This is a genomic window from Roseomonas genomospecies 6 (genome assembly GCF_008365375.1).
Lineage (GTDB): Bacteria > Pseudomonadota > Alphaproteobacteria > Azospirillales > Azospirillaceae > Azospirillum.
Map to the genome: position 1 here is coordinate 47,420 of NZ_QOKW01000015.1, position 20,366 is coordinate 67,785.

At 69.2% G+C, this 20,366-nt stretch carries 18 protein-coding genes; 6 read left to right on the forward strand and 12 right to left on the reverse strand.

Translation table 11 applies throughout. From position 1 onward, the window contains the following. Nucleotides 1-5 precede the first annotated feature (5 nt). The 3 genes from DS843_RS18745 to DS843_RS18755 are packed head-to-tail and all read right to left on the reverse strand — an operon-like array spanning nt 6 to nt 3,197. Complete coding sequence (locus DS843_RS18745) at nt 6-914, reverse strand: lipid A biosynthesis lauroyl acyltransferase (RefSeq protein WP_149470372.1); 909 nt, start codon at nt 912-914, stop codon at nt 6-8. Continuing rightward, complete coding sequence (gene lpxK / locus DS843_RS18750; protein ID WP_149470373.1) at nt 907-1,917, reverse strand: tetraacyldisaccharide 4'-kinase; 1,011 nt, start codon at nt 1,915-1,917, stop codon at nt 907-909. The genes DS843_RS18745 and lpxK overlap by 8 nt, the downstream gene beginning before the upstream one ends. After that, the gene (locus DS843_RS18755) at nt 1,914-3,197 is read right to left on the reverse strand and encodes a 3-deoxy-D-manno-octulosonic acid transferase (protein ID WP_149470374.1); all 1,284 of its coding nucleotides are present in this window, start codon (nt 3,195-3,197) and stop codon (nt 1,914-1,916) included. Before DS843_RS18755 ends, lpxK begins: the two co-directional genes overlap by 4 nt. Nucleotides 3,198-3,503: 306 nt before the next feature. Between DS843_RS18755 and DS843_RS32050 the strand changes: the two genes are divergently transcribed. Continuing rightward, on the forward strand, nt 3,504-4,265 hold the full coding sequence (locus tag DS843_RS32050) for a protoglobin domain-containing protein (protein ID WP_353618365.1): 762 nt from the start codon (nt 3,504-3,506) through the stop codon (nt 4,263-4,265). 24 nt (nt 4,266-4,289) lie between these two features. Then, the gene (locus tag DS843_RS32055) at nt 4,290-4,859 is read left to right on the forward strand and encodes a methyl-accepting chemotaxis protein (protein ID WP_353618366.1); all 570 of its coding nucleotides are present in this window, start codon (nt 4,290-4,292) and stop codon (nt 4,857-4,859) included. A 42-nt stretch (nt 4,860-4,901) separates the two neighbouring features. Here DS843_RS32055 and DS843_RS18765 read toward each other — a convergent pair whose 3' ends face one another. Then, nucleotides 4,902-5,900, reverse strand: coding sequence for a glycosyltransferase family 4 protein (locus DS843_RS18765; RefSeq protein ID WP_149470375.1), 999 nt, complete (start codon nt 5,898-5,900; stop codon nt 4,902-4,904). After that, entirely contained in the window at nt 5,897-6,709 is an 813-nt protein-coding gene (locus DS843_RS18770; RefSeq protein WP_149470376.1) for a UDP-2,3-diacylglucosamine diphosphatase, read from the reverse strand. The genes DS843_RS18765 and DS843_RS18770 overlap by 4 nt, the downstream gene beginning before the upstream one ends. A 543-nt stretch (nt 6,710-7,252) precedes the next feature. On the opposite strand from DS843_RS18770, the gene DS843_RS18780 reads away from it, so the two are divergent. Then, nucleotides 7,253-8,872 carry a hypothetical protein gene (locus tag DS843_RS18780; RefSeq protein WP_149470377.1) on the forward strand — a complete coding sequence of 540 codons (1,620 nt, stop codon included), beginning with the start codon at nt 7,253-7,255 and terminating at the stop codon, nt 8,870-8,872. 369 nt (nt 8,873-9,241) lie between these two features. Here the strand turns inward: DS843_RS18780 and DS843_RS18785 are convergent, their stop codons facing one another. The 5 genes from DS843_RS18785 to DS843_RS18805 form a co-directional block, all read right to left on the reverse strand. Continuing rightward, nucleotides 9,242-10,597, reverse strand: a complete 1,356-nt coding sequence (locus tag DS843_RS18785) for a TldD/PmbA family protein (protein WP_149470378.1) — start codon at nt 10,595-10,597, stop codon at nt 9,242-9,244. A gap of 159 nt (nt 10,598-10,756) precedes the next feature. Beyond that, on the reverse strand, nt 10,757-11,218 hold the full coding sequence (locus tag DS843_RS18790) for a DoxX family protein (protein ID WP_149470379.1): 462 nt from the start codon (nt 11,216-11,218) through the stop codon (nt 10,757-10,759). A 131-nt stretch (nt 11,219-11,349) separates the two neighbouring features. Next, a complete protein-coding gene (locus tag DS843_RS18795) occupies nt 11,350-12,468 on the reverse strand; it encodes a DUF3616 domain-containing protein (RefSeq protein ID WP_149470380.1) in 1,119 nt (372 codons plus the stop codon). 40 nt (nt 12,469-12,508) lie between these two features. Further along, on the reverse strand, nt 12,509-14,020 hold the full coding sequence (locus DS843_RS18800; protein ID WP_149470381.1) for a UbiD family decarboxylase: 1,512 nt from the start codon (nt 14,018-14,020) through the stop codon (nt 12,509-12,511). A gap of 67 nt (nt 14,021-14,087) precedes the next feature. Continuing rightward, a complete protein-coding gene (locus DS843_RS18805) occupies nt 14,088-14,747 on the reverse strand; it encodes a class I SAM-dependent methyltransferase (protein ID WP_149470382.1) in 660 nt (219 codons plus the stop codon). Nucleotides 14,748-14,888: 141 nt separating this feature from the next. On the opposite strand from DS843_RS18805, the gene DS843_RS18810 reads away from it, so the two are divergent. Further along, nucleotides 14,889-15,728, forward strand: a complete 840-nt coding sequence (locus tag DS843_RS18810) for a CHAP domain-containing protein (protein ID WP_149470383.1) — start codon at nt 14,889-14,891, stop codon at nt 15,726-15,728. A gap of 13 nt (nt 15,729-15,741) precedes the next feature. Here DS843_RS18810 and ubiA read toward each other — a convergent pair whose 3' ends face one another. Further along, the gene (gene ubiA / locus DS843_RS18815) at nt 15,742-16,692 is read right to left on the reverse strand and encodes a 4-hydroxybenzoate octaprenyltransferase (protein WP_149470384.1); all 951 of its coding nucleotides are present in this window, start codon (nt 16,690-16,692) and stop codon (nt 15,742-15,744) included. A gap of 112 nt (nt 16,693-16,804) precedes the next feature. On the opposite strand from ubiA, the gene DS843_RS18820 reads away from it, so the two are divergent. Together DS843_RS18820 and DS843_RS18825 are read left to right on the forward strand one after the other, a co-directional pair. Then, nucleotides 16,805-17,614 (forward strand): 16S rRNA (uracil(1498)-N(3))-methyltransferase, encoded by an 810-nt coding sequence (locus DS843_RS18820; RefSeq protein WP_149470385.1) that lies wholly within the window; start codon nt 16,805-16,807, stop codon nt 17,612-17,614. Nucleotides 17,615-17,676: 62 nt separating this feature from the next. Beyond that, nucleotides 17,677-19,041, forward strand: coding sequence for a glutamate--cysteine ligase (locus DS843_RS18825; RefSeq protein WP_149470386.1), 1,365 nt, complete (start codon nt 17,677-17,679; stop codon nt 19,039-19,041). Between the two features lie 168 nt (nt 19,042-19,209). Here DS843_RS18825 and DS843_RS18830 read toward each other — a convergent pair whose 3' ends face one another. Beyond that, nucleotides 19,210-20,364, reverse strand: a complete 1,155-nt coding sequence (locus DS843_RS18830) for a pyridoxal phosphate-dependent aminotransferase (protein WP_149470387.1) — start codon at nt 20,362-20,364, stop codon at nt 19,210-19,212. Nucleotides 20,365-20,366 lie beyond the last annotated feature (2 nt).

The following is a 20,366-nucleotide window of genomic DNA, read 5'->3' on the forward strand; positions in this document are numbered from 1 at the left end:
CTCCGTCAGTCGGGCCAGCGCCGGTGCAGCCACAGCCATTGGGCGGGGCGTTCCCGAATCCATTGCTCCAACAGGGCGTTCAGACGCTCCATCAAAATCCGCACATCAGCGTTGCGGTCCCCGGTGTTCGGGGGTTCCACGGGGGGAAGCACGGTGATGCGGAAGCGCGCGCCGTCCAGCCGCTCGGCCCGCGCCGGAACCAGCGGGATGCCCAGCCGCAGGGCAAGCTGCGCCGCCGCCGGGGCGGTCATGGCGTCGCGCCCGAAGAAGGGGATGGGCATGCCGTCGTTCAGCTTCTGGTCGATCAGCATGCCGACGTGGCCGCCCTTGGTCAGGACGCGGATCAGCGTGCGCGCGCCCTCGGACCCCTTGGGGATCTGGGTGCCGGAGGCGGCTCCCCGCAGTTCGGTCAGCAGCTTGGCCACATAGGGGTTGTTGGGTGCCCGGTAGACCACGGCCAGTTCCGCGCCCATCTTGCGGGAACAGACGGACTGCACCTCCCAATTGGCGAAATGGCCGGACACCAGGATGCCGGCCTTGCCGTCGTCGCGCAGGGCCTCGATGTGCTCCCCGCCGACGATGTCCACCCGCCCGCCGGGGCCGTAGTCGCTGATTTCGTCCAGATGGGGGTATTCGGCGACGACGCGGCCCAAATTGTCCCACATGCCGAGGACGATGGCGTCGATCTCCGCGCGGGACTTCTCGGGGAACGCGCGCTCCAGGTTGCGGCGCGCGGTGCGCGTGCCGGGCAGGCGCGGTCCGACGGTCCGTCCGATCCAGCCGCCGAGAGCCGACGCGCGGTCGAGCGGCAGGGCGCGGAACAGGCCGCAGAGGCCGTGGACGAGGACGGCTTCCAGCGGATAGGCGACCCGGCGGGTCAGCCAGGTCGCCAGGGGGCCGCGCGGCTTAGCCATTCGGAACTCCAGTCAAATGCCCGGTCGGAAGAGAGGTGAGCAGACGGTCGAGCGCGGCGGGCTCCCGCCAGACGGCGCGCACCGGCACCACCCGGACCAGGGCGCGCAGATCGTCCGGCAGGCGGACGGCGTCCTTCGCCGTGGTGACGGGCAGGGCGCCCAGCGCGGCGGCGCGGTCCAACAGGGCCAGCACCTCCTCGGGGCGGTAGGGGTGGTGATCGGCGAAGGCGGCGCGCTCCACCACGCGGGCGCCCAGCGCCTCCAGCGTGGCGAAGAACTTCTCGGGACGCCCGATGCCGGCGAAGGCCAGGACCGTCCGCCCGGCCAGCGCGCGGGCCTCCTCCACCGGCTCCAGCCGGGCGTGGAGGACCGGCAGGGCGCCGGCCACCCGGCGCTCCACCCCGGCGCGGTCCTCGCCCACCACGACCACGGCCCCGGCGCGCGCCAGCCCGCGGGCCACCGGCTCGCGCAGGGGGCCGGCGGGGACGAGATGGCCGTTGCCGAAGCCCACCGCCCCGTCCACCACGATCAGCGAGAGGTCCTTGGCGAGGCCGGGATTTTGGAAGCCGTCGTCCATCACCAGAACGGAGGCGCCCGCCGCGACCGCCGCCCGCGCCCCGGCGGCGCGGTCGCGCGCCACCCAGCAGGGGCCGTGGGAGGCCAGCAGCAGCGCCTCGTCGCCCACCGCCGCGGAGTCGTGGATGCCGGGATCGACGGCCAGCGGGCCGTGCTCCCGCCCGCCATGGCCGCGCGTAAGGAAAGCGGGGACCGCGCCACGGGCGCGCAGAGCCTCCGCCACGGCGATGCAGACCGGCGTCTTGCCCGCCCCGCCCGCCACCAGATTGCCGACGCAGATCACCGGCGCCCCGGCCCGCTCCGGGCGTCCCGACGCCATGCGCAGCCGCCCGGCCAGCCCGTAGAGCGCGCCCAGCGGGGCGAGAGCCCAGCCCAGGGCCGCCCCGGCCGGACCGCCGGACCCGTACCAGAAACCGGGCGTCCTCATGCCGCGGGGCGGACGCCGCCGGCGCCCAGGACGGGGGCGAGCGCCGCCAGGGCGCGGTCGACGATCCGCCGGTTGCCCTCGGTCACCGCCGCCGCCCCGGCGGCGACGCGGGCGCGGGCCACGTCATCGGTCAACAGGCGCCCGACCGCCTCGGGCAGGTCGTCCGCGCCGGCCACGGGCACGGCTCCCCCGGCGGCTTCGAGCTGGCGGGTGATCTCCGTGAAATTCCACATGTGCGGGCCGTAGAGGACGGCGCAGCCGAGCAGGGCGGGCTCCACCGGGTTCTGGCCGCCGTGCGGCACGAAGGACCCGCCCATGCACACCACCGGCGCCAGCCGGTAGAACAACCCCATCTCACCCATGGTGTCGGCGATGTGCACGGCGTCCGTGGCGGCGGGCAGGGTTCCCTCGCTGCGCCGCGACACGGTCAGGCCGCGCCCGCGCAGAAGCGCGGCGATGCCGGCGCCGCGGTGGGCGTGGCGGGGGATCAGCAGGGTCAGCAGGCCGGGCAGGCGCGGGGCCAGCGCCTCGTGCACCGCGGTGGCCAGTTCGTCCTCGCCCGGGTGCGTGCTGGCGAGCAGCCAGACCGGGCGTCCGGCGCAGGCCGCGCGCAGGGCCGCCAGGGCCTCCGGATCGGCGGGCGGCGGCTCCGCGGAGAATTTCAGGTTGCCGACGCTGGCGACACCCTGCGCGCCCAGCCGGCGCAGCCGGTCGGCGTCCCCGTCCGACTGGGCCAGAGTGACCTGGAAGGTGGAAAGCAGCGGCGTGATGAGGCCCGACGCGCAGCGCCAGCGGGAGAAGGAGCGTTCCGACATGCGGGCGTTGACCAGAGCCGCCGGAATGCCCCGCGTCCGCACGGCGCCGAGCAGGTTGGGCCAGATCTCCGATTCCGTCCACAGCGCCAGATCAGGCTGCCAATGGTCGAGAAAGCGGTCCACCGCCGCCGGCAGATCCACCGGAACATACTGATGAAAGGCGCGCTCCGGCAGGCGGCGGCCCATCAGCTCCGCCGAGGTGACGGTGCCCGTGGTCATCAGGATGGTCAGGTCCGGCGTTTCGTCCAGCAGGCGGTCGATGAGGACGAGCACCGAGTTCGCCTCGCCCACGCTGGCCGCGTGAATCCAGGCGAGCCGCCCCGGCGGGCGCGGGCGCGTGGCCGTGCCGAAACGCTCCCCCCGGCGGGCGGAATCCTCCTTGCCGGCGGCCAGCCGCCGGTCGAGATACAGACGAACCGCCGGCCCGGCGAGGGTCGTCAGGCCGCGGTAGAGTGATTGAAGCATTCGGGTCGAAACGCCATCCGACAAAACCAACGCGGCCGGTTTGATCTCCCGGCCGCGGTCGCCACCACTTTAGCACGGCGGGCTGTGGCAGAGGTAAGGCTTTGCGCTGACGCCTTCCGGAGGGCTGATGGCCATAGGGGATGGTCGGCATACCGGAGTATGACGATTATGGGGTGGCTTATGATAATTTTGAAGCAATCCGGTTCTAAGATGACTTCGTAGAAACACAGACAGCGTGTGGGAAGGCGGGTGAAGCGCCGGCCACCAACCATTGGCCCTCCAATTGATAGAGGATGAATGCGGATCATGGCAGGCGGACAGCAGCGTGACGGTCAGGACCACCGGCTCCGGGCTTTCGACATCGCGGAGGCGGACATCGCGCGGCTGCGCGCGCTCCGGGATTTCGCGGAGCGCCGTTTGCCGCTGCTGCTGGAACAATGGCATGACGCCTTCTCGGCCTGGCCGGAAATCCGCAACGCCTTGACTCTGCCGGACGTTCACTCCGCGCGCGTTTCCCACTGGACCCGCGTGGTTTCGGGCGATCTGGGGCCGGGATTCCTGGAGTCGGCCCATCGTCTGGCCAAGGCCTTCTACGACAACGGCGTGCCCGGCTATGCCGTCGCCATCTGCCACCACACGGTGTCCAACGGCATCGTCCGCGAGTTGGGCCTGGACGCGCCGGAACGGCGGAGGCTTCCGTTCGGGTCCGGCAAGGGGGCGGAGAAGGCGGCCTTGCGCGACACTCTGGGCCGGGTCACCTGGCTCGACCTCGAAGTGCTTCTGGAGACCTACGCGGAGGCGGAGCGGGAGAGCAAGCGCACCATCCTGAACCATCTCGCCGACAGCCTGGAAGGCAGCGTCCGGAGCATCGCCGGCAACACGGTGGCCGCGTCGGACGAGATGCGCGGCCACGCCCAGCGCATGGCGCAGATCGCCGCCGCCACCAACCGCCAATCGCTCGCCGTGGCCTCCGCCGCCGAGCAGGCGTCCGCCAACGTGCAGACGGTCGCCGCGGCGTCGGAACAGCTCGCCAGCTCCATCGCCGAGATCAGCCGGCAGGTCAGCTAGTCCTCGCAAGTCGCCCGCGGCGCGGTGGCCGAGGCGGAGCGGACCAACGCCACCGTCAACGGGCTGGTCGATGCCGCGCAGAGGATCGGCGCGGTGCTTCAGCTCATCAACGGCATCGCCGGGCAGACCAATCTGCTGGCGCTGAACGCCACCATCGAGGCGGCGCGGGCCGGGGAGGCCGGAAAGGGCTTCGCCGTGGTGGCGAGCGAGGTGAAGAGCCTCGCCAACCAGACGGCCAAGGCCACGGAGGACATCTCCGTCCAGATCGCCGGCATCCAGGAGGTGGCGCGCAGTTCCGCGGAGGCGCTGAACGGCATCGGCGCCACCATCGGCACCATCAACGACATCGTCATGACCGTCGCCGCCGCGGTGGAGGAGCAGACCGCCGCCACCCGGGAAATCGCACGCAACGTGCAGGAGGCCGCCCACGGAACCCGCAGCGTGACCGAGACCATCGGGTCGGTGACCGGGGGCGCCTCGGAGACCGGCAACCTCGCCGAAGAGGTGCTGGGGGCCGCCGGAAACCTGCACCGTGAATCCGACCGCCTGCGCGAGAGCGTGGACCTGTTCATGCAGCGCATCCGCGCCGCGTGACGGTGGCAGGCCGGGACGGTGGCGGACCGGCCTGGGGCAGGCTCAGGCGAGGGGGCGCAGGTTCGCCAGGAACTGTTCGGCGGACCGCCGCCAGGAGAAGTTCAGGGCGTGGCCGCGGCACTGGTCCGCCGGGATGGCCAGGGCGCGTTCGACGGCGCTCCTCAGGTCCTCGTCCAGGCAGCCGGCGCCCGAGCCGTTCACCACGTCCAGAGGGCCGGGCACCGGATAGGCCGCCACCGGCACGCCCGAGGCCAGCGCCTCCAGCAGAACCAGCCCGAAGGTGTCGGTGCGGGACGGGAAGACGAAGACGTCCGCCGCGGCGTAATGCTGCGCCGGCTCCTCGCCATGGCGGGCGCCGGCCCAATGGACCTCCGGATATTTCTGCTGAAGCTCCGCGCGGACCGGGCCGTCGCCGACCACGACCTTGCTGCCCGGCAGGTCGAGCCGGAGGAAATCCTCCAGGTTCTTTTCCACCGCCACGCGCCCGACATAGAGGGCGATGGGGCGGGGCAGCGCCAGGAAATCCTTGGGACGCGGGCGGAACAGATCGGTGTCCACGCCGCGGGTCCAGCGCCGGATGTTGGTGAATCCGCGGGCGGCGAGGTCCGTCTCGATGGACCGGGTCGCCACCATCACCGCCGAGGACGGCTTGTGGAAGCGGCGCACCACGGCGTAGCCGAGCGCCAGCGGCACCGGAGCCCGGTCGCGCACATATTCCGGGAAGCGGGTGTGATAGGCGGTGGTGAAGGGCTTGCCGCGGCTGAGGCAGTGGCGCCGGGCGGCGAAGCCCAGCGGCCCTTCGGTGGCGATGTGGATGCAGTCGGGGCGCAGCGCGTCGATCATCGCGCCGAGCCGCCGCCCGGCGCCCAGCGCCAGCCGGATTTCCGGGTAGGTGGGCATCGGCACGGTGCGGAAGCGGTCGGGGCCGATCACCTCCACGCTTTGGCCCATGGCTTCCAACTCCGCGCGGACGGTGCCGATGGTGCGCACCACGCCGTTGACCTGGGGAAGCCATGCGTCCGAGACGATCAGGATGTTCACGCCGCCTTTTCCCTGGCCGGGCTGAGGTCGGGCAGCGCCGTCGGAGCGCGCCGGCGGATGTCCGCCGCCCAATCGATGATCTCCAGCCGGCCGCAGGGATGCTCGACCAAGGCGGTGCAGGACTCGACCCAGTCGCCGTCGTTGCAATAGAGGATTCCTTCCATGTCGCGGATTTCCGCGGTGTGGATGTGGCCGCAGACGACGCCGTCCACCTTGCGGCGCCGGGCCTCGTCGCCGAGTGCCGCCTCGTACTGGCCGATGAACTCCACCGCCGTCTTCGCCTTGTGCTTGAGGAAGGCGGACAGCGACCAGTAGGGGAAGCCCAGCTTGCGCCGCACCCAGTTGAACAGCGTGTTCGCCTGGAGCAGGACCACGTAGGCGTTGTCGCCGATGAAGGCCAGCCAGCGGGCGTACTTCACCACCACGTCGAAGCGGTCACCATGGGTGACCAGCAGCCGGCGCCCGTCGGCGGTGACGTGGATCATCTCCTCCACCACCTGGACGCCGCCGAACTGCAGGCCGGCATAATCGCGGGCGGCCTCGTCGTGGTTGCCGGGGATGTAATAGACCTGCACGCCCTTGCGCGCCCGGCGCAGGATCTTCTGCACCACGTCGTTGTGCGCCTGCGGCCAGTACCAGGTCTTGCGCAGCCGCCAGCCGTCCACGATGTCGCCGACGAGATAGAGGTGCTCGGACTCGTTGTGCTTCAGGAAGTCCAGAAGGAACTCCGCCTTGCATCCCCGCGTGCCCAGATGGACGTCGGAGATCCAGATGCTGCGGTATCGCCTGACGTCGCGTGATGCGCTCATGCCCCGCTCCATCGCCGTTTCGGCAAAGGTTCGTTAAATCAATTCCCCTATATCCACCGGTGGTTCCCTTGACAATATTTCAGTCATGCCGAGCCTGTTGATAACCGTGTTTTCGGTAAGACTTCTCGTTACTGAAACAGTAAAGACTTGAACCCTTATCGAATCCGCAATCTGTCGGTCACATTCGAGGCTGGACCCTCGGCCCGTCCCCGGATGCGGAGGGACCGCGCGGGTGCTGGGGGAGGGGCGGGCGCTGCCCGTGCATCTGGGTGTGGCCAATGGCCGCGCCTTCGCCATGATGGCCGGCTCCGGGCTGGATGCCCGCGTGGTGGAGCGGGAAGATACGCGGCTGAGCTTGCTGTGGGCGGCCTCCCCGTGGAAATCGCGTTGGCCCCATGGGTTCCGGCGGTGCGGTCGCCTTGAAGGACGCTTTAAGAGTCCATTAGGGATTGGCCGGGAAAATTACTTAGGAAAAAGATATAATTACTTAGATATCTAAGTATCAGAGCCAGAAGCCCAGGCGAGGCCGGAAGGGGAAAAGCCATGTCCGCGTCGATCAATGCCCTGTTCTCGGCCACCACGGCCAGCGCCACAGCGACCGCGGCCAAATGGAAGCCCGCCGGCGGCACCGCCGAGGCGGAGGGGGCCTGGAAGGCGTCGCCGTCCTCCGGTTCGGCGGCGGGCGCGGGCGTTCTGGCCGCCCTGAAGGGTGCGGATGGGGACAGCGTGGAACTCAGCGGTCTGGCGAAGTCGCTGACCGGCGTGGCGGGGAAGGTCTTCGCGTCCATCGGCTCCAAGGGCCGTGCGATGCTGGACGATCTCGTCAAATCCGGCCGGATGAAGGAGGAGGACGTGGCGATGGGGCTGCGTTCCCTCGCGACCGAAGCCGTGAAGAACCGCTTCATGAAGGAGCGTCCCCGCGACGAGGAGGACCAGGCCTGGGCCGAAAAGGGCGCGCTCGCGAGCAAGGCCATCAGCGTCAAGATGGAGCGGATGGACAAGGCCATGGCGGCGATGAACGAGGTGCGGACCGCCGCCATGGCCGCCTTCGAGACGGACGGGGACGCTGAAGCCCTCCAGGCGACCATGGCTCCCGCCCACGAGCGCTTCCGCGCGGAAACGGCGGACATCGATCGGGAAATGATGGAAACCGCCGGTGGCAACCCGAACGAGGTGATGGGGAAGGTCTTCGGCCATTTCCTGAAGAAGGGCGACACCGAGTTCCGCAAGCTGGACTTCGGCGCGGAGGCGGAAGGCGGCGAAGGCGGGCTTCTGGAACCGGACGACGCCAAGGGCAAGGCCGCCGCCGATCAACTGCGCGAACTCGGCTTCACGGCGAAACTCTATGGGCGCGGCCTGAGCGAATACGCCGCCAATGTGAACATTCCCGGGATCGGGCGCGGTCAGTTGGACCCGAACCGCCCGATGCCCGAGGAGTTCGAGCCTTCCGCGAAGGAGGAGGCCGAAGCCGCCGGGCTGCCCCCGCCGCAGGTGCCCGTCACGGTGCTGACCGCCACGGACACGAGCGGTCTGCAAGGCTTCGCGAAGGTCGTGGCGGAGGCGCGCTCGTCCCTGGACGCCACCTATACGGCCATGGCCAAGGAAGGCAAGGGGGTGAACTACTCCGACCCGACCGGGAAGGACGTGGATCGGTTGTTCGGCGGGTTTGATCGGCGCAGCCTCTACGCCATCGCCAGCAACGCCGACGGGGCGTTCTCCAAGAACGAGCAGAAGGCGGCGCAGTCCATCATGGCCCGCCAGCAGAAGGAGGCGATGGACGCCGCCGATCCAACCGGCACCGACAAGGCCGCCGCCTACCGCGCCGGGGTGAAGTTCCTCGACGAGGCCGGCGAGGAGGAGAAGGCGTCCGTCAACTGGTCGGTCCAGCGGGCCGTGCTCCAGTACAGTTACGAGACGACGGCGAAGGAGACCGGCGCGCCGATGCAGCGGCTCGGCTACGGCAGCGCCCTGGCTTCCGTTCTGAAGGACGCGCTGGAGGCCCAGGGCACCCGCCCCGCCGACGCGCTGAAGGCGGTGGGCGGGAAGCCCTTCGGCGGGGAGACCACGGGCTATGTATCGGACCTGAAAGGCCTGTCGCTGTTCCAGTCCTTCCTGCCCAACCTGTCGGTCCGCGGCGGTGGCCCGATGAGCGTGACGGTCTGACGCTGGGCGAGCGTCATCGGTGCAATTGACAGGACGAGAGATCGGCTCCACATTTTGGCAAGGAGGACGGGGTGCCAGCCCCATCCTCCCAGCCCGATCTTAGCCGAGGAGGTCAAGCAGCCGCTTGATGATCTCCAGGGCGAGGATCAGGAGAGTGAGGATCTCTTTCATCCTTCTACCCTCCGGTGTGCGGCGGGGGTGGTGGCCAACCCGCCACCCCGTCCGCCGCGCCATTTCGCGCGACGCATCTCCCGCGCGCAAACCCTTAAGGCGATTCGCCTTTTCCCTCGGCTCTTTTGACGCAGGCCGGGCCTGAACGACGAAGAGGCGCCCGAAGGCGCCTCCCGTTCGTTTATGCGGCGGAACCGATCACAGGCCCGCGATGGTCAGCCCGTCGATGCGGATGGTCGGGGCGTCCATGCCGAAGCGCAGCTCCAGGTCGCTGGCCGGCTCCAGGTTCAGGAACATCTCCTTCAGATTGCCGGCGATGGTCAACTCGGTGACCGGGTAGGCGATCTGCCCGTTCTCGATCCAATAGCCGGCGGCGCCACGGCTGTAGTCGCCGGTCACCCCGTTGACGCCCGTTCCCATCAGCTCCGTCACGTAGAAGCCGTTGGGGATTTCGGCCAGCAGCTCGTCGCGGCTCTTGGCGCCGGGGGCCATGTAGACGTTGGCCGGGGCCGGACCCGGCGGGCCGGAGGTGCCGCGCGCCGCATGGCCGGTCGTGGTCAGCCCAAGCTGGCGGGACGAACGCAGGTCGAGCAGCCAGGTGGTCAGGTGGCCGTCCTCGATCAGGTTGCGGCGGGTGGTGGCGATCCCCTCCGCGTCGAAGGGGCGGGAGCGCAGACCGCGCTTCACATGCGGGTCGTCCACGATGGTGATGCCCGCCGCGAAGATGCGCTGGCCCATCTTGTCCTTCAGGAAGCTGGTGCCGCGCGCGATGCTCGGCCCGCTGATGGAGCCGGTCAGATGGCCCAGCAGCCCGCGGGAGACGCGCGGGTCGAACACCACCGGCACCTTGCAGCTCTTGACCCGGCGCGGGTTCAGGCGGCGGACGGCGCGTTCCCCGGCCTCGCGCCCGATGGACGCGGGGTCGCGCAGGTCGGAGCCGTAGACCTTGCTGTCGTAGTCGTAGTCGCGCTCCATCCCCGTGCCCGTCCCAGCCAGGACCGAGGCCGACAGAGACTGCCGCGATACGCCGTAGCGGCCGGAAAAGCCGTTGGAGGCGGCGATGGCGATGGTGGAGCGGCTCCAGCCCGCGTCCGCCCCCTCGGAATTGGTGACGCCTTCCACCGCCAGGGCGGCTTCCTCGGCGATGCGGGCGCGTTCGATCAGCAGCTCCGCCGACGGCTCCGACGGGTCGCACACGTCGAGTTCCGGGATCGTGGTGTAGATCTGCTCCGGATCGGCGAGGCCGCAGAAGGGGTCCTCCGGCACCACGCGGGCCATGGCGACGGCGCGCTCCACCAGTTCGTCCAGCGCCTTGGCGCTGCGGTCGGTGGAGGAGACGATCGCTTGCCGCTTGCCGATGAAGACGCGCAGCCCCAGATCGCCCGACTCGGACCGCTCCAGCTTCTCCGTCTTGCCGAAACGCTGGCTCAGCGACAGGGAGGCGCTGTCGAACAGCACGGCGTCGGCGGCATCGGCCCCGGCGCCCTTCGCCTTGCGGATCAGGTCGTCCAGCAGGTTCAGCACGTCTGGTTGCGAGGTGGTCGAAACGGGCATCACGGTCTCCGCTTGGTCTCCGGCTTGTCTAGCAAATGGGAGTGCGGAGAAGAAGAGGAAGGGGCATATCGCCTCAGGTCCGGCCTTCCGGCAGCGCAAAAGCGGTGGCGCGGGGGGCCTCCGCCCGCCCGCGCCACCGCTCTTGGTCGTCCGTCGGGGTCAGGCGAGCCGGCTCTGAAGGGCGTTGCGGCCGGCGGTGGGGAGCTTCAGGGCGAAGGCGCCGTCACCCAGCAGGGCCTGCACGCCCAGCAGCACCGTCCAGAAGGCCGGGAACTCCCAGCCGCCGCCCGGGGCCGAGAAGACCCAGCCGCTGCCCAGATGCTGGAGCGTCGCGCCGATCATGATCGGCAGCAGGGCCAGCGAGATCCAGCGGGTGAAGACTCCGGCCACCAGCAGCAGCCCGCCGCCGATCTCGCCGAGGATCACCAGATAAGCGAAAAAGCCGGGATAGCCGAGGCTTTCGAAATAGCCGACCGTACCGGCCACGCCGAAGGTGAAGACCTTCAGGATCAGGCCATGGGCGATGAACAGAAGGCCCAGGCCGACGCGCAGCAGGAAGGCGGCATAGGGAGCGGTGCGGTTGTCGATGGCGGCGGTTTGGGCGGCGGTGTTGGCGTTCATGGCGTGGTCTCCTTGTCTCAGCTTGGCGCCCCGCGTCGGGGCCGTTGTCGTCTGAGGCCAAGAATAGCGATGTCCGCTTCCGGGATAATCCGCTCAATTGTGCACTGATTGTTGCTTCACCGAGAACGAAATCACGCCCGGAAGGCGTTGGCCGGATCGTAGCGGGAGGGCAGGGCGAACAGGTCGGCGGTCGTTCCGGCGCCTTGAAGGCGGGCTTCGGACGGGCTGTCGTAGACCACCAGAAGGGCCGGAGGAGCGCCGTCCCGGCGGACGCAGGCGATGCCTTCCGCATGGTCGTCGCCCTTGCCATGGGGCAGGTCCAGCAGATGGACCAGCCGGTCGCGCGGGATGACGGTCTGGTGGGCGACGGACAGGGCATCGGTCCAGCGCCACACGGTGACCGGACCGTCCAGATCCATGGTCGGCCCGGCCAGGATCACCAGATCCTCCCCATCGAAGGTCAGTTCGCGGATGCCCAGCCCGTCCAGATCGACGAAATGCTTGCGGTACTTCCCGCCGTCCGGCCCGATGGAGCGCAGCCGCAGGCGTCCCTCGTGGTCCGGATGGTCCTCCACCTCCAGCTCCAGGATGCAGGCCCAGCCGCGCAGCACCGGGCCGCGCAGCCCCAGCCAGACCCGGTCGCCATGGGCGGCCAGCCCTTCGACGTCGAACCCGTTCTCCTTGGCGGGGATGGCGACGAAGCGGGCGAGATGCTCGTCCTGTTCCAGCGCCTTGGTCAGCGCGCTGCCGTCCTTGCGGAACTTCAGGCAGCGGGCCATCCGGTCCCCGTCGCTGCGGACCGGCGTGAGGCGCCCGTCGGGCCCGGTGAGGAGCGGGATGCGGCCCAGCAGAAAGCGGTTGGGGTCGCAGCGCACCTCGGTCAGCCGCTCCAGCGCCTCTTCGGTGCTGTCCTTTCCCGGCTTCCTGCGGGCAAGGCCGTGGGAGCCGGTGACCCACAGCCAGCCGCCGGTCACGGCCATGCCTTCGATGTCCACCTCGTCCTTGCCCGGTTCCGTCTCCGGCAAATCGAAGAACTCGGTCAGGGAGAAGACGGCGTCCTCGCGGTAGAGGGTGCCGCCGTCCTCCATGGTCATGCGGACGACCTGAGCGCCCTCGTCCGACGCCACGAACAGGCTGTTCCCGGCGCGCTCCGCCACCGACAGGTCCCCGGCGGTCTTGCCGCTGTCGTGGAAGATCAGCCGGGCGGCGGCGATGGGCCGGGCGAGGTTAGGGGCCGTGTCGCGGGGCATGGCGGGGACTCCCTGGAGATGCGGACTTTCCCTTAACGCCTCACTTCCAGATCGGGGTCCCGCTGCCCGGAAGACCGTAGGACGTCCATTTGCGGGACACCTCGTCCACCACACCCTGGTCCATGCGGATCTTCTGGCCCCATTCGCGCTTGGTCTCCGGCGGCCACTTGTTGGTGGCGTCCAGCCCGACCTTGCCGCCCAGGCCCGACTCGGGGCTGGCGAAGTCCAGATAGTCGATGGGGGTGCCCTCGATCACGGTGATGTCGCGGGCCGGGTCCATGCGGGTGCTCATCGCCCAAATGACGTCCTTCCAGTTCCGCGCGTCGATGTCGTCGTCCACGACAATCACCCACTTCGTGTACATGAACTGGCGCAGGAAGGACCAGACGCCCATCATCACGCGCTTGGCGTGGCCGGGATAGGCCTTCTTCATGCTGACCACCGCGATCCGGTAGGAGCAGCCTTCCGGCGGCAGCCAGAAATCCACGATCTCCGGGAACTGCTGGATCAGCAGGGGGATGAAGACCTCGTTCAGCGCCTCCCCCAGCACGGACGGCTCGTCGGGCGGGCGTCCGGTGAAGGTGGAGAGATAGATCGGGTTGCGCCGCATCGTCATCGCCGTGACGGTGAAGACCGGGAAGGGCTCGACCGAGTTGTAGTAGCCGGTGTGGTCTCCGTACGGCCCCTCGTCGGCGTATTCGTCCAGGCTGACATGGCCTTCCAGGATGATCTCGGCCTGCGCGGGGACCTTCAGCGGCACGGTCTTGCAGTCCACCAGCTCCACCTTCTTGCCGCGCAGCAGGCCGGCGAACTGGTACTCCGACAGCGTGTCCGGCACCGGCGTGACGGCGGCCAGGATGGTGCCGGGGTCGGCGCCCAGGACGACCGCGCAGGGCAGCGGCTCGCGCTTTCCGCTCTCTTGCCAGCGGTGATGGTGCTGCGCGCCGCCGCGGTGCTTCAGCCAGCGCATGATGGTCTTGTTCTTCCCCAACACCTGCATCCGGTAGATGCCGAGGTTGAAGTCGTCCTCGCGCTTGCCGGTCGGTCCCTTGGTGACGACCAGCGGCCAAGTGATCAGCGGCGCCGGCTCCCCCGGCCAGCAGCTCTGCACCGGCAGGCGTCCGAGGTCGATCTGGTCGCCGGTCAAGACCACCTCCTGACAGGGGGCGGAGCCGACCGTCTTCGGCTTCATCGACAGCACGGTCTTGGCGAGCGGGATCAGCTCCAGCGCCTCGCGGAAGCCGCCCGGCGGTTCCGGCTGCTTCAGGAAGGCCAGCGTCTCGCCGACGCCACGCAGCTCATGCGGCTCGCGGTCCATGCCCCAGGCGACGCGCTCCACCGTGCCGAACAGGTTGACCAGCACCGGCATCTCCGACCGGGTGCCATCGGCCTTGACGACGTTCTCGAACAGGACCGCCGGGCCGCCCTCGGCCAGCAGGCGGGTCTGGATCTCGGTCATCTCCAGCACCGTGGACACCGGTTCCCGGACCACCACCAGCCGCCCGGCCTTCTCCAGCCGGTCGATGAAGTCGCGCAACGAGGTGTAAGGCATGGTCGAGGGTCCGTTCGGAAGCGAGGGGTCAAGGGGGGTGCCTAGCATCGGCCTGGAGCGCGCCGCGTCAAGCCTCCGGCAGCAGGCGCCAGATGACCGTCTCGCGCATCTCGCGGTCCTCCAACTCCAGCGAGGTCGGAACGCTGTATTGTCCGACCCGCTCGATCCCGCTGGTCGGGACATAGGCGCGGCCCGGATCGCCCAGCAGCACCAACGTGCCCGTCGCGGCGACTCCGCGCAGCCAGGCGGTCACCCGGTCGGCCATCGGCTTTTCGTAGCAGACGTCGCCGGCCAGGACGACGTCGATGCCGGGCAGGGGGCGGTCCACCAGATCGGCGCTGACCGCCTTGACCTCCACCCCGTTCGTCTCGGCGTTCAGGGCGATGGCGGACAGGGCGAATCGGTCGATGTCGCAGGACTGAACGCGCGCCGCGCCCGCCATCGCGGCGGCGATGCCCACCAGCCCGGTGCCGGCGGCGAAATCCAGCACCGACTTGCCCGCCACCAATTCGGGCCGGTCCAGAACCAGCCGCGCCACCGCCTGACCGCCCGGCCAGGCAAAGGCCCAATAGGGCGGAGGGACATTGGATTCCCTCAAGGATTCCTCAGTCGCCTCCCACAAGGGCGTGATCTCCGTCGCCAGATGCAAGGCGATTTCGGGCAGCAGAGGAGTCCTCGTCACGGCCGTGTTGGACCGGATGAAGTCGATTTGAGCAAAGTTGTTCATAACTGGACTCCCGGCGGGGGTGCGCGGGCGTGGATGATCTATCCACAACCGGTTTCGGTTACATAATTCAAACGGAGTAGACACACCTGCCGTCCCGTGTTACCCGTTCGAACGGAGAAAAACAAAGGGCATGGGGTCGATATGCGGTCGAAAGGGATTGCACTCTGCGCTTCGTTCGCGGCGTTCATCGCTCTCAGCCCGTTCGTCATATCCCAAGCCCAGGCCCAGGACGGCGACTGCGTCCGCACGGTGCGCTCCATATCGGATTTCGACATCCGGGGCGATGCCTGGACGTGGTGGAACACCGCCGCCAGCCAGTACGAGCGCGACCAGCGCCCGGCGCTCGGTTCCGTCCTCGTCTTCAAGCGGTCGCCCCGGCTGGGTCGCGGCCATGTCTCCCTCGTCAGCCAAATCGTCGACCGCCGCACCATCGAAGTCGATCATTCCTGGCTCGACGGCCGGGGCTTGCGCCGCAACATGCGCGTCGTGGACGTGTCGCCGCGCAACGACTGGTCGGCTGTCCGCGTCTGGCACGAGCCGTCGGACCAGCTCGGCATGCGGGTCTACACCACCTACGGCTTCATCCTGCCGGAGGATGACGAGCCGCAGATCCGTCAGGCCGACTCCCGGGGTGCCGGCATCGGCAGCACCTTCTCCGTCGCCCCGCAGGGCCGTTCCACGCCCAAGCCCGCCGGCGGGCCGCGCCTGATGGAGGCTTCCCTGAAGGGCCACGCCGTTGCCATTCCGGGCCGCAAGCCGCAGGTGCTGACCGCGTCCCTGACCCTGTCCGGCAAGGGCGCCGCCGCGAAGGCGTCCCAGCCGGTGCTGTCCGCTTCCGTGATGCCGGCCCGCAAGCCGACCCTGCCGGCCGCGCAGAAGGACGTCGTGACGGTGGCCTCCACGGACGGCGTCCGCGCCGTCCTGCCGCCGCGCAAGCCGGGCTCCGCCGACAGCACCGTCGCCGAACTGGCGACGCGCTGAGTCCTCCTCCCGCCTAGACCTTTCCGGCCAGGAAGGCCGCCAGCACCAGCCAGCCGAACCAGCGGTTGGACCGGAACTTGTTCAGGCAATCCGTCTGATCGTCCGGATTCCAGGTCGCCACCTGCCAGGACAACTGCAGCGCGGCCAGGGAAAGCAGCGGCAGGAACAGCCCGCCCAGCCCGGCCAGACGCCCGGCGATGCCGATCCCCACGAAGGTCAGCGTGTAGAAGCCGTAGATCCAGATCTTGCTCTGGTCGCCCAGCCGCAGGGCGGTGGATTTCACGCCGATGCGCGCGTCGTCCTCCTTGTCCTGGTGGGCGTAGATGGTGTCGTAGCCCAGCGTCCAGACGATCCCCGCCGCGTAGAGCGCCAGCGCCGGCCATTCCAGCTCGCCGCGCACCGCGGTCCAGCCCATCAGCGCGCCCCAGTTGAAGGTCAGCCCGAGAAAGGCCTGCGGCCACCATGTGATTCGCTTCATCAGCGGGTAGGTGAAGACCAGCACCAGCGACAGCACGCCCAACCCGATGGTGAGCGGGTTGAATTGAACCAGCACCGCCAGCCCGATCAGAAGCTGGAGGATCAGGAAGGCCAGCGCCTGTTTCACCGACACCTGCCCGGAGGGGATCGGGCGCGCCCGCGTGCGCTCCACCATCGCGTCGAAATCGCGGTCCAGGATGTCGTTCACGGTGCAGCCGGCCCCGCGCATCACCACCGCGCCGATCGCGAACAGGGCCATCAGCCACAGGTCCGGCAGCGGCCCCGGTCCGGCCAGCGCGATGCTCCACCAGCCGGGAAACAGCAGCAGCCATGTGCCGATGGGCCGGTCCAGCCGCGCCAGCCGCAGATAGGGACGGACCGCCGCCGGGGCGAAGCGGTCGATCCAGTCGCCGCGCCGGATGTCGGTGAATGCGCCGGGGCCAGGGGCGGGACCAGGGGCGGGTGCCGGGGAGGCGGGGGTGGTCATGGCGGACTCGGGGATGGGGAAAGGCCGCGGGCAAGGTAACGGCGGGGGTGGACCATCGCAAGGCCGGGCCGTTCCCGCTATAGTCGGCGCCGCACACCGGAGACGTTTCACCATGTCAGATCAACCGAAGTCAGGCCAGCCGAAGACCCGCCTTTACGTGGACAGCCCCCTCGGCGAGGGGCAGGCGGTGGGACTCGACCACGAACGGGCGCATTTCCTGCGCCATGTGCTGCGGCTCGACAAGGGCGACGTGGTGGCGGTCTTCAACGGGCGGGACGGCGAATGGCTGGCCGCCATCGACGGGTTCGGCAAGGGCTGGTGCTCCCTCACCGTGTCGGCGCAGCGGCGTCCCCAGGCGGACGGGCCGGACCTGTGGCTGCTGTTCGCACCGATCAAGCGCGGGCGCATCGACTTCGTGGCGGAAAAGGCCAGCGAGATGGGCGTTTCGCGCCTGTGGCCGGTCTTCACCCGCCGCACCGACCCCAACCGCGTCAACACCGACCGGCTGCGCGCCAACGCCATCGAGGCCGCCGAGCAGTCGGAACGGCTGACCGTTCCGGAGATGGCCGACCCGCTGCCTCTGGACAAGGCGCTGGCCGGCTGGCCGGTCGAACGTACGCTGTACCTGTGCGCGGAGGCCGGGAACGTACGCCCCATCGCGGAGGCCGTCCGCGCCCGTCCGCGCGGTCCCGCCGCCTTCCTGATCGGACCGGAGGGCGGCTTTGCGCAGTCGGAACTTGACGAAATTTGTAAACTACCCTTTGTTGTTCCCGTCGGTCTGGGGCCCCGCATTCTCCGGGCCGACACGGCGGTGGTCGCGGCGCTCGCCTGCTGGCAGGCCCTTTCGGGGGACTGGACGGCGGACGGCGGCGACACGAGACCGCCCTTCCGCGCGCCGGCCGACCCCACTGTCGGGGAGTAAGGGCCGCTCGACGCGCCGCTGTTCCAGGCGGGTTTTTTGATTTTCTGAAAGCGGGAGCTTCCATGTCCGCACCTCCGAAGACGCGCGGAGAACCGATCACCGACCGCCGGCAACTGGCGGCCTATCTGGAATCCGGCAGCAAGCCGGCGGACCAGTGGCGCATCGGGACCGAGCACGAGAAATTCGCCTACCGCGTCTCCGACCACCGCCCGCTGCCCTATGAGGGGCCGGACGGCATCGGCGAATTGCTGACCCGCCTGCAGCGGTTCGGCTGGGACCCGGTGGAGGAGAACGGCAACCTGATCGCCCTGACCCAGGGCATGGCGAACATCACGCTGGAGCCGGGCGGGCAGGTGGAACTGTCCGGCGCCCCGCTCGAAACCCTGCATCAGACCTGCGCCGAGGTTCACAGCCATCTGGATCAGGTGAAGCAGATCGGGGCGGAGCTGGGCATCGCCATGATGGGGCTGGGCTTCCAGCCGAAGTGGCGGCGCGACGAGATCCCCTGGATGCCCAAGGGACGCTACCGGATCATGGGCGACTACATGCCCAAGCGCGGCAATCTGGGCGTGGACATGATGACGCGCACCTGCACCGTGCAGGTGAACCTGGACTTCGCGTCGGAAGCCGACATGGTGAAGAAGTTCCGGGTCAGTCTGGCGCTTCAGCCCATCGCGACGGCTCTGTTCGCCAATTCGCCCTTCACCGAGGGCAAGCCGAACGGCTTCCAGAGCTTCCGCAGCCACATCTGGACCGACACCGACCCCGACCGCACCGGCGATCTGCCCTTCGTGTTCGAGGACGGATTCGGGTTCGAGCGGTATGTGGACTATCTGCTCGACGTGCCGATGTACTTCGTCTACCGCGACGGCACCTACATCGATGCGTCCGGCCAGTCCTTCCGGGATTTCATGCAGGGCCGCCTGCCGGCTCTGCCGGGCGAGGTCCCGCTGATCACTGACTGGGCCGACCACATGACCACCTCCTTCCCCGAGGTGCGTCTGAAGAAGTATCTGGAGATGCGCGGCGCCGACGGCGGTCCCTGGCGCCGCCTGTGCGCCCTGCCGGCCCTGTGGGTCGGTCTGCTCTACGACACCCAGGCGCTCGACGCGGCCTGGGACCTCGTGAAGGGCTGGACGACGGAGGAGCGCGCCCACCTGCGCGCCGAAGTGCCGCGCCACGCCCTGCGCACCCCTTTCCGTGGGCGCACGGTGCGGGAGGTCGCGCTGGAGGTTCTGGAGATCGCCCGCGGCGGTCTGGCGCGGCGCGCCCGCAACGACAACTGGGGCGACGACGAGGCGCATTTCCTGAACACGCTCCTCGACATCGCCGAGTCCGGCCAGACCCCCGCCGACGAGCTTCTGGAGAAGTTCAACGGTCCCTGGGGCGGCAGCGTGGACCCGGTGTTCAAGGAGTATGCGTACTGAGGATACAAAGAAGAAGCCCTCTCCCCCCTGGGGAGAGGGTTGGGTGAGGGGGATTTACGCCCGGAAGGGCGGAGACAAAATCTTTGCCCTGTTCACGTCGTGCGCCTTCGGCGCCCCCCTCATCCTGACCTTCTCCCCAGGGGGGAGAAGGAACAGGGTGGTCGCTTCTTACCTCTTCCACGCGATCAGCCGCCGCGCCGCCTCGGCGATGGTCTCCTCCGAACCGGCGAAGCTGAAGCGCACGAAGCGGTGGCCGCGGGCCGGGTCGAAGTCGATGCCGGGGGTGCAGGCGATGCCCGTCTCCGCCAGGATGCGCTTGCAGAAGGCCTCGCTGTCGTCCGTCATCTCCGTCACGTCGGCGTAGATGTAGAAGGCCCCGTCCGCCGGAGCCAGCTTGTCGAACCCGGCCTTCGGCAGCTCCCTCAGCAAAACGTCGCGGTTGCGGGCGTAGCGGGCGACGTGGCCGTCCAACTCCTCGGTGCAACCGAACGCGGCGACCGCGGCGGCCTGCGACAGGCTGGGGGCGGAGATGAACAGGTTCTGGGCAAGGCATTCGACCGAGCGGATCAGGTCGTCCGGAACGATCATCCAGCCGAGCCGCCAGCCGGTCATCGAGAAGTATTTGGAAAAGCTGTTCACCACCAGCGCGCTGTCGCTGACCTCGGCGGCGGTGACGGCCTCCTGCCCGTAGGTCAGGCCGTGGTAGATCTCGTCGGAGACGAGCCGCACGCCCTTGGCATCGCACCACGCGGCGAGAGCGGTCAGCTCCTCGCGGCTCAGCATCGTGCCGGTCGGGTTGGCCGGGCTGGCGACGATCAGGCCCTGGATGGGCGGATCGAGCCGCTCCAGCAATTCGATGGTCGGCTGGAAGCGATGCTCCGGCCCGGTCGGCAGTTCGACGGGCTCCACCCCGATGGCGGTCAGCGTGTGGCGGTAGGCCGGGTAGCTGGGCGAGGCCATGGCCACCCGGTCGCCGGGATCGAAGGCGGCCAGGAAGCCGAGCTGGAAAGCGCCCGAGGAGCCGGTGGTGACCACCACGCGCCGCTCCGGCACCTCCACCTTATAGCGCTCGCGGTACCAGCCGGCGATGGCCGCCCGCAGCGCCGGGATGCCCAGCGCCCCGGTGTAGCCCAGCACGTCGGCGTCGAGCATGCGGTGGGCGGCCTCCAGCACGCCCTTCGGCGCGCCGGTCGAGGGCTGCCCGACCTCCATGTGCAGAACCTCCAGCCCGGCGGCTTCGCGCTCCGCGGCGGCGCGCATCACTTCCATGACGAAGAAGGGCGGGATGGCGCCCCGTTTGGAGACTTTGGGTGCTTTGCTCATGA

Coding starts and splice junctions, on each gene's coding strand:
- DS843_RS18755 (WP_149470374.1), bottom strand. CDS start 3,197: ATGCTTCAATCACTCTACCGCGGCCTGACGACCCTCGCCGGGCCGGCG.
- DS843_RS18820 (WP_149470385.1), top strand. CDS start 16,805: ATGTCAGATCAACCGAAGTCAGGCCAGCCGAAGACCCGCCTTTACGTG.
- lpxK (WP_149470373.1), bottom strand. CDS start 1,917: ATGAGGACGCCCGGTTTCTGGTACGGGTCCGGCGGTCCGGCCGGGGCG.
- DS843_RS18795 (WP_149470380.1), bottom strand. CDS start 12,468: ATGCCCCGCGACACGGCCCCTAACCTCGCCCGGCCCATCGCCGCCGCC.
- DS843_RS18790 (WP_149470379.1), bottom strand. CDS start 11,218: ATGAACGCCAACACCGCCGCCCAAACCGCCGCCATCGACAACCGCACC.
- DS843_RS18800 (WP_149470381.1), bottom strand. CDS start 14,020: ATGCCTTACACCTCGTTGCGCGACTTCATCGACCGGCTGGAGAAGGCC.
- DS843_RS18805 (WP_149470382.1), bottom strand. CDS start 14,747: ATGAACAACTTTGCTCAAATCGACTTCATCCGGTCCAACACGGCCGTG.
- DS843_RS18830 (WP_149470387.1), bottom strand. CDS start 20,364: ATGAGCAAAGCACCCAAAGTCTCCAAACGGGGCGCCATCCCGCCCTTC.
- DS843_RS18785 (WP_149470378.1), bottom strand. CDS start 10,597: ATGCCCGTTTCGACCACCTCGCAACCAGACGTGCTGAACCTGCTGGAC.
- DS843_RS18825 (WP_149470386.1), top strand. CDS start 17,677: ATGTCCGCACCTCCGAAGACGCGCGGAGAACCGATCACCGACCGCCGG.
- ubiA (WP_149470384.1), bottom strand. CDS start 16,692: ATGACCACCCCCGCCTCCCCGGCACCCGCCCCTGGTCCCGCCCCTGGC.
- DS843_RS18745 (WP_149470372.1), bottom strand. CDS start 914: ATGGCTAAGCCGCGCGGCCCCCTGGCGACCTGGCTGACCCGCCGGGTC.
- DS843_RS18770 (WP_149470376.1), bottom strand. CDS start 6,709: ATGAGCGCATCACGCGACGTCAGGCGATACCGCAGCATCTGGATCTCC.
- DS843_RS32050 (WP_353618365.1), top strand. CDS start 3,504: ATGGCAGGCGGACAGCAGCGTGACGGTCAGGACCACCGGCTCCGGGCT.
- DS843_RS18810 (WP_149470383.1), top strand. CDS start 14,889: ATGCGGTCGAAAGGGATTGCACTCTGCGCTTCGTTCGCGGCGTTCATC.
- DS843_RS18780 (WP_149470377.1), top strand. CDS start 7,253: ATGTCCGCGTCGATCAATGCCCTGTTCTCGGCCACCACGGCCAGCGCC.